Annotated in this window: 3 protein-coding genes, 2 tRNA genes and 3 rRNA genes; 1 reads left to right on the forward strand and 7 read right to left on the reverse strand. The window is 47.7% G+C overall.

Going from position 1 to position 8,627, the window contains the following annotated elements; genetic code table 11:
- Positions 1-442 precede the first annotated feature (442 nt).
- Complete coding sequence (locus ACE1AT_RS24060) at positions 443-1,405, reverse strand: aldo/keto reductase (protein WP_374872988.1); 963 nt, start codon at positions 1,403-1,405, stop codon at positions 443-445.
- Positions 1,406-1,541: 136 nt separating this feature from the next.
- On the opposite strand from ACE1AT_RS24060, the gene ilvA reads away from it, so the two are divergent.
- Positions 1,542-3,053: a threonine ammonia-lyase, biosynthetic gene (gene ilvA / locus ACE1AT_RS24065; protein WP_374872990.1), complete on the forward strand. Its 1,512-nt coding sequence runs from the start codon at positions 1,542-1,544 to the stop codon at positions 3,051-3,053.
- A gap of 40 nt (positions 3,054-3,093) precedes the next feature.
- On the opposite strand, the gene ACE1AT_RS24070 is transcribed toward ilvA, so the two are convergent.
- From ACE1AT_RS24070 to ACE1AT_RS24095, 6 genes are all read right to left on the reverse strand, one after another.
- On the reverse strand, positions 3,094-3,330 hold the full coding sequence (locus tag ACE1AT_RS24070; RefSeq protein WP_374872992.1) for a hypothetical protein: 237 nt from the start codon (positions 3,328-3,330) through the stop codon (positions 3,094-3,096).
- Between the two features lie 171 nt (positions 3,331-3,501).
- Positions 3,502-3,619 (reverse strand): 5S ribosomal RNA (gene rrf / locus ACE1AT_RS24075).
- Positions 3,620-3,734: 115 nt separating this feature from the next.
- Positions 3,735-6,562, reverse strand: a 23S ribosomal RNA gene (locus ACE1AT_RS24080).
- Positions 6,563-6,769: 207 nt separating this feature from the next.
- Positions 6,770-6,842 (reverse strand) — tRNA-Ala (locus ACE1AT_RS24085).
- A gap of 94 nt (positions 6,843-6,936) precedes the next feature.
- Positions 6,937-7,010, reverse strand: a tRNA-Ile gene (locus ACE1AT_RS24090).
- 125 nt (positions 7,011-7,135) lie between these two features.
- Positions 7,136-8,626, reverse strand: a 16S ribosomal RNA gene (locus ACE1AT_RS24095).
- The 16S, 23S and 5S rRNA genes sit together here with 2 tRNA genes alongside, the layout of an rRNA operon.
- Position 8,627: the final 1 nt, after the last annotated feature.

Genomic DNA, 8,627 nt, shown 5'->3' on the forward strand with positions numbered 1-8,627 from the left:
CCAACAAAAGCTTAAAAATATTTCCCTTTCTCTGCAAACGTTTCAGTTTATTTTTATACCCAAAATCTCTAAAATCCCATTAAAATGCAAAAACCTGGTCATAGGGGACCAGGTTCTGCAAACTCTTTGGTGATCAAGTTGATGTTATCGTTCAGAGTTAAAAAAAGTAGATAGTTAAGGTGGACATCACTAACAGCAAACCCAGCATAATCTTGTTTTTCCGCTTAGGGATTTGGCGTCTCCTCTGTAGGAGAATATGCCACTTTATATTACTGTTATGCTGACAGTTTACTAGGGCTTCATGACGGGGGACACCAAGTCATTTGCCCAATTCAGTTTGGTTGTGCTTTGTCTGGTGTCCTGTTTATTAATCTATCATTCTAAAAATTAGTTGCAAGTCTGTTTTAACTGAAGTTAACGAGTCTTTAAGTTTCTCAATGTGTTACTCCCAACTCCACATGATCGGACTGTCATCGAGATGATCGGTAACGATGCGTCCAATAGCATCGATTTGTTGCAGTTCAGCTTCGGAAAGTTGAATAGAAGCAGCTTTAGCATTATCTTTTGCTTGTTCTGGATAGCGTGCGCCTGCGATCGCTTGAGTTTGAGGTTGAGCAATTAACCAAGCTAGGGCTAACTGAGCTAAACTACACTGATGCTGTTGTGCAATTGGACGCAATTTTTCTAAAGCTTGTTGAGCGCGAGCAAAGTTTTCTCCTTGAAATAACTTATTACTAGTACGGTTGTCTTTGGGGTCGAATTTATGATCTGGACCAAATTTCCCAGTCAACAATCCCTGTGCCAATGGTGAGTAGGCAAGAATAGATATATTATTTTCTATGCAATAGGGCATCGTATCTTTTTCTATCTGCCGCCAGAATAGAGAATAGGGCGGTTGTAAACTATCAATACGTCCGTACTGAGATGCTTCTGCTAATTGGGTGCGGGAAAAGTTGGAAACACCAATAGCCCGAATTTTTCCTTGCTCTTTCAGGTGGTTGAGAGCATTCATTGTCTCTTCTATGGGGACAATTTCACTGTTAAATGCACCTGATGGCCAATGGATTTGGTAAAGATCAATGTAATCGGTTTTCAGATTTTTGAGTGAGCGATCGCAAGCCTCTATAACTTGATCATACTTGAGATGGTTGGCAAAAACCTTAGTGGCATATTCGACGCGATCGCGAACATCAGATAAAGCTTCAGCAACAATGCGTTCTGAGTGTCCATCACCATATACTTCAGCAGTATCGATGGTGGTGATACCTGCTTCAAAAGCTGCACGTATGGTTTTAATCGAATCTGCATCCTCAATTCCCACCCATGCTTTTTTACCAGCTTGCCAAGTTCCCATTAAGATAGGTGTAATTGTCACTTCCGATGTACCCAAGTGTCGCTTTTGCATGTTTAGATCCCAATTAATAATGCTTTTTTGATCTTAAGCATCGAAGGTAGATCGCACTTATTCCAAAAGTCACAAAATAGGTACACAACTGCCGTAAAATGAACTCTATTCGGCATCTATCAACCTGTTCACGCCCATGCTTTGTGACTATTTGGTACAAATTCTGACTGCTCGCGTTTACGATGTTGCCCAAGAAACACCATTAGAATATGCTCCAAATTTATCTGCACGGTTGAATAACAAGCTACTGCTGAAACGCGAAGATATGCAATCAGTATTTTCCTTTAAGCTGCGTGGCGCTTATAACAAGATGGCAAATTTATCCCCGGATTTGCTTGCTCAGGGTGTAATTGCTGCATCTGCGGGAAACCATGCTCAAGGTGTGGCTCTTGGTGCGCGGGAGTTAGGAACACGAGCAATTATCGTTATGCCAATAACCACACCCCAGGTAAAGATAGACGCAGTCAGAGCGCGTGGCGGTGAGGTGGTGTTACATGGTGATACCTACGATGATGCCTATGCTTACGCTCGTCAACTGGAGGCAGAAAAAGGCTTAACTTTTATTCATCCCTTTGATGATCCCGATGTCATTGCTGGACAGGGAACCATCGGTATGGAAATTCTCCGCCAATACCAGCAACCCATCCATGCAATTTTTGTCGCGATTGGGGGAGGTGGATTGATTTCTGGGATTGCAGCTTATGTAAAACGGTTACGTCCAGAGATCAAGATTATTGGGGTTGAGCCAGTAGACGCAGATGCCATGTATCAATCGCTGCAAGCTGGGAAACGGGTTCGGTTGTCCCAAGTCGGCTTATTTGCTGACGGTGTAGCAGTGCGGGAAGTAGGAGAGGAGACTTTCCGGCTGTGTCAGCAGTACGTCGATGAAATTATTTTGGTTGATACAGATGATACTTGTGCAGCTATTAAAGATGTGTTTGAAGATACAAGATCAATAGTAGAACCTGCGGGAGCATTGGCGATCGCAGGCGCTAAAGCCTATGTAGAACGGGAACAAATTCAGGGACAAACATTGATAGCTGTTACCTGTGGCGCGAATATGAATTTTGATCGTCTCCGCTTTGTTGCAGAACGAGCTGAACTAGGTGAACGCCGTGAAGCCATCTTTGCTGTGACAATTCCAGAGGAACGGGGAAGTTTACGTAAGTTTTGTGAATGTATGGGTAGACGCAACCTGACTGAGTTTAACTATCGAATTGCTGATCAAAAAGAAGCTCATATTTTTGTAGGTGTACAAATCGAAAATCGTAGCGATCGGGCAAAGTTGGTTACAACTTTTGAAAGTTGTGGATTCAAGACAATTGACTTAACCGATGACGAACTGACAAAATTACATCTGCGCCACATGGTAGGCGGACACTCTCCCCTCGCTCATAATGAATTACTCTACCGCTTCGAGTTTCCCGAACGCCCTGGCGCATTGATGAAGTTTGTCGGTTCTATGAGTCCCAACTGGAATATTAGTATGTTCCACTACCGCAATAATGGGGCAGATTACGGAAGGATTGTGGTAGGAATACAAGTTCCTCCTCACGAAATGGAAGAGTGGCAGGCTTTTTTGGATACACTTGGTTATCGTTATTGGGATGAAAATAAGAATCCAGCGTATAAGCTGTTTTTGGGTTAGAAAAATAGCAGACGATTGCATCCAAAATGTGTTGGTGTTCTTAGTATCTTTGTGGTAGAAAATAATGTCTGAAACCCAGTACGATTTTGTTGTCGAGCGGTGCTGGTGATGGACGATCCTGCAAAATTTCTCGTGCTGTATTTTCTGAGGCGGTTTGATTTTCTATGAGTTCAAAAAAATCAGTGCAAGCAATGCAAAACTCTGTAAGCTGCAATATATCTGCTGTGTTTAAAAATCTGGCTGATAATTGTAGAGAATTTAGATCAAGGAGAAGCATCTCTAATTTTGGAGTTAGACAAAAGGCGATCGCTATCTTACAGAATACTTACAGTTATTAGAACGTTTGGGAGTATCAGAGTCAGATCGTATCCAAACATACATAATAAGAAAGAAAACAAAAGCCCCCTATTAGCACAGGGAGCTTTTATGGATTCGTAATAGTATTAGATCCTGGCATCGAGCTATTTTGACGGTCGGCAACCCGACAACTATCGTCGCCGCAGCAGCGTTTCACAACTGAGTTCGGGAAGGGTTCAGAGTGGTTCCACCGCGCCATAGACACCAGGAAAAATCAGTGGTCAGTTATGAGTTATCAGTTATCAAATAATGTTCACTGATAAGTGTTAACTGTACAAAACCCTGAAGACTGCATAGATAGTTGAAGCGAATAAATGTGTTTGAGAGGTCAAGCCCTCGGTCTATTAGTACTCCTCAGCTTCATACATTACTGTACTTCCACTTAGAGCCTATGAACAGGTGTTCTACCTGTGACCTTACTGGATTGCTCCATGAGAGTACTCATCTTGAGGTGGGCTTCCCACTTAGATGCTTTCAGCGGTTATCCGCTCCGCACATGGCTACCCAGCGTCTACTGTTGGCACAATAACTGGTACACCAGCGGTGCGTCCTTCCCGGTCCTCTCGTACTAAGGAAGGCTCCTCTCAATACTCTTACGCCTGCACCGGATATGGACCGAACTGTCTCACGACGTTCTGAACCCAGCTCACGTACCGCTTTAATGGGCGAACAGCCCAACCCTTGGGACGTACTTCCGCCCCAGGTTGCGATGAGCCGACATCGAGGTGCCAAACCTCCCCGTCGATGTGGACTCTTGGGGGAGATCAGCCTGTTATCCCTAGAGTAACTTTTATCCGTTGAGCGACGGCCATTCCACGCTGTGCCGTCGGATCACTAAGGCCTACTTTCGTACCTGCTCCACTTGTTGGTGTTGCAGTCAAGCTCCCTTTATGCCTTTACACTCGTCGCACGGTTTCCAAGCGTGCTGAGGGAACCTTTGCGCGCCTCCGTTATCTTTTAGGAGGCGACCGCCCCAGTCAAACTGCCCGCCTGAAACTGTCTCCCGACCGGCTCACGGTCGCGGGTTAGAATCCTAGCTGAACTAGAGTGGTATCTCACCGTTGGCTCCATATCCCCCACAAGAGATATATCTACGCCTCCCACCTATCCTGCGCAAGTCCAGCCCGGACACCATTCCAGGTTACAGTAAAGCTTCATAGGGTCTTTCTGTCCAGGTGCAGGTAGTCCGTATCTTCACAGACAATCCTATTTCGCCGAGTCTCTCTCCGAGACACCATCCAGATCGTTACGCCTTTCGTGCGGGTCGGAACTTACCCGACAAGGAATTTCGCTACCTTAGGACCGTTATAGTTACGGCCGCCGTTCACCGGGGCTTCGGTCGTCAGCTTTACACACGCATGTGCTGACCAACTTCCTTAACCTTCCGGCACTGGGCAGGCGTCAGCCCCCATACATGCTCTTACGAGTTTGCGGAGACCTGTGTTTTTGGTAAACAGTCGCCTGGATCTCTTCACTGCGACCCAATTTCTTGGGTACCCCTTCTTCCGAAGTTACGGGGCCATTTTGCCGAGTTCCTTAGAGAGAGTTATCTCGCGCCCCTTGGTATTCTCAACCTCCCCACCTGTGTCGGTTTCGGGTACGGGTAAAGCATGTTCAACGCATTCATAGCTTTTCTTGGCACTTGTTTGAGCTACACGGAGTTCGTAAACTCCTCCCAATCCAGTCAGGGTGTAGCCTACACTCATGCGTCCCTAAAAATGCTCCCATACTCTAGTCAGGGATTATTCACCCTGTGTCCATCGACTACGCCGTTCGGCCTCGCCTTAGGTCCCGACTAACCCAGAGTGGACGAACCTGGCTCTGGAACCCTTGGGGTTTCGGGGTGTATGATTCTCACATACATTTGCGCTACTCAAGCCGACATTCTCACTTCTGTACTGTCCACACCTGCTCGCCGCTAGTGCTTCTTCCTATACAGAACGCTCCCCTACCACTTGTAAATTCATACAAGTCCACAGCTTCGGTACATCGCTTAGTCCCATTCATTTTCGGCGCAGGAGCGCTTGACCAGTGAGCTATTACGCACTCTTTCAAGGGTGGCTGCTTCTAGGCAAACCTCCTGGTTGTCTGTGCACTCCCACCTCCTTTGCCACTTAGCGATGATTTGGGGACCTTAGCTGGTGGTCTGGGCTGTTTCCCTCTTGACGATGAAGCTTATCCCCCACCGTCTCACTGGCAATGTGTTCTCTGGGTATTCAGAGTTTATCTCGATTTGGTACCGCTCTCGCAGCCCGCACCGAAATAGTGCTTTACCCCCCAGATTTATTCATTACCGCTGCGCCTCAACACATTTCGGGGAGAACCAGCTAGCTCCTGGTTCGATTGGCATTTCACCCCTAACCACAGCTCATCCGCCGATTTTTCAACATCGGTCGGTGCGGACCTCCACTTGGTGTTACCCAAGCTTCATCCTGGCCATGGTTAGATCACCAGGGTTCGGGTCTATAAACACTGATTCGCGCCCTTTTCAGACTCGCTTTCGCTTTGGCTTCGTGAAATTCACTTAACCTACCAGTGCCTATAACTCGCCGGCTCATTCTTCAACAGGCACGCGGTCATCCGTTGAATCGGACTTCCACTGCTTGTGGGCTTGCGGTTTCATGTTCTTTTTCACTCCCCTTATTGGGGTTCTTTTCACCTTTCCCTCGCGGTACTGTTTCGCTATCGGTCACACAGTAGTATTTAGCCTTACCGGGTGGTCCCGGCTGATTCACATCGGATTTCACGTGTCCGCTGCTACTCGGGATTCAGCTACTATCTTCAAGCTTTTGACTACAAGACTTTCACTTTCTCTGGTACAGTTCTTAGCTGCTTCGTCTAGCTCTACGATTCGACCACGCTGTCCCACTACCCCAAATTGCAAGCAATCTGGTTTAGGCTCTTCCCCGTTCGCTCACCACTACTTGGAGAATCTCGTTTGATTTCTTTTCCTCCAGCTACTAAGATGTTTCAGTTCGCTGGGTTCGCTCTTGACTGTCTATATATTCAACAGCCAGTACTTAGGGTTTCCCCATTCGGAAATCTCCGGCTCAATGCTTGCTTCCAACTCCCCGGAGCTTATCGTTGGTAACCACGTCCTTCTTCGCCTCTGTGTGCCTAGGTATCCTCCGCAAGCCCTTATTAGCTTGACCACTTCACATTACTTTGGTGTCTGTTTTGTGTTCAGTCTTCACTTCCCAGTTCTCTATTTTTGCTTAGATTACTGTTCACTGTTGACTGTTCACCTCACTACCTACAATTCGCTTCTCTATGCAGTTTTCAAGGTTCTGGCTGGAACAATACCCAGCAGCCTGTTCTTTGACTTCAGGTGCTAGACTTTTCTGTTGCTTTTACACAGGTGGAGGTTAGGAGACTCGAACTCCTGACATCCTGCTTGCAAAGCAGGCGCTCTACCAACTGAGCTAAACCCCCGCTAAAGAATTAAAAATTCAAAATTGAGAATTAAAAATTAAAGAGATTTTCTAAAATTTTTAATTTTTAATTTTACATTTTTAATTGCTTCAGGTGGGCCATCCTGGACTCGAACCAGGGACCTCACCCTTATCAGGGGTGCGCTCTAACCACCTGAGCTAATAGCCCATTTATCGAACCCTTCTATAGTTTGAAAGCCACACTATCCTACGACCGACCTGGGATGACCAACTCATTACCTCTTTACAACTTCTATATTGTCCGAGGTCACTTGAGTGGGTAGGTCTCCCTTAAAAGGAGGTGATCCAGCCACACCTTCCGGTACGGCTACCTTGTTACGACTTCACCCCAGTCACCAGTCCTACCTTCGGCGTCCCCCCCCGCGAACGGTTAGGGTAACGACTTCGGGCGTGACCAGCTTCCATGGTGTGACGGGCGGTGTGTACAAGGCCCGGGAACGAATTCACTGCAGTATGCTGACCTGCAATTACTAGCGATTCCTCCTTCACGCAGGCGAGTTGCAGCCTGCGATCTGAACTGAGCCACGGTTTCTGAGATTTGCTTGCCATCGCTGGCTTGCTGCCCTTTGTCCGTAGCATTGTAGTACGTGTGTAGCCCAGGACGTAAGGGGCATGCTGACTTGACGTCATCCCCACCTTCCTCCGGTTTGTCACCGGCAGTCTCCTTAGAGTGCCCACCCGAAGTGCTGGCAACTAAGTACGAGGGTTGCGCTCGTTGCGGGACTTAACCCAACATCTCACGACACGAGCTGACGACAGCCATGCACCACCTGTGTTCTGGCTCCCGAAGGCACTCTCCCGTTTCCAAGAGATTCCAGACATGTCAAGCCCTGGTAAGGTTCTTCGCGTTGCATCGAATTAAACCACATACTCCACCGCTTGTGCGGGCCCCCGTCAATTCCTTTGAGTTTCACACTTGCGTGCGTACTCCCCAGGCGGGATACTTAACGCGTTAGCTACGGCACTGAGAGGGTCGATACTCTCAACGCCTAGTATCCATCGTTTACGGCTAGGACTACTGGGGTATCTAATCCCATTCGCTCCCCTAGCTTTCGTCCCTCAGTGTCAGTTGCGGCCTAGCAGAGCGCTTTCGCCACCGGTGTTCTTCCTGATCTCTACGCATTTCACCGCTACACCAGGAATTCCCTCTGCCCCGAACGCACTCTAGCTGTGTAGTTTCTACCGCCCTTATCTGGTTAAGCCAAACTCTTTAACAATAGACACACACAGCCACCTACGGACGCTTTACGCCCAATCATTCCGGATAACGCTTGCATCCTCCGTATTACCGCGGCTGCTGGCACGGAGTTAGCCGATGCTGATTCCTCAGGTACCTTCAGAACTTATTCCCTGAGAAAAGAGGTTTACAACCCAAGAGCCTTCCTCCCTCACGCGGTATTGCTCCGTCAGGCTTTCGCCCATTGCGGAAAATTCCCCACTGCTGCCTCCCGTAGGAGTCTGGACCGTGTCTCAGTTCCAGTGTGGCTGATCATCCTCTCAGACCAGCTACTGATCGTCGCCTTGGTAGTCCCTTACACCACCAACTAGCTAATCAGACGCGAGCTCATCTCCAGGCAATTAATCTTTTACCTCTCGGCACATCCGGTATTAGCCACCGTTTCCAGTGGTTGTCCCGAACCTAGAGCCAGATTCTCACGCGTTACTCACCCGTCCGCCACTAAACCCCTAAAGGTTCCGTTCGACTTGCATGTGTTAAGCATACCGCCAGCGTTCATCCTGAGCCAGGATCAAACTCTCCGTTTTG

This window comes from Pelatocladus sp. BLCC-F211 (genome assembly GCF_041928655.1).
Taxonomy (GTDB): domain Bacteria; phylum Cyanobacteriota; class Cyanobacteriia; order Cyanobacteriales; family Nostocaceae; genus Pelatocladus.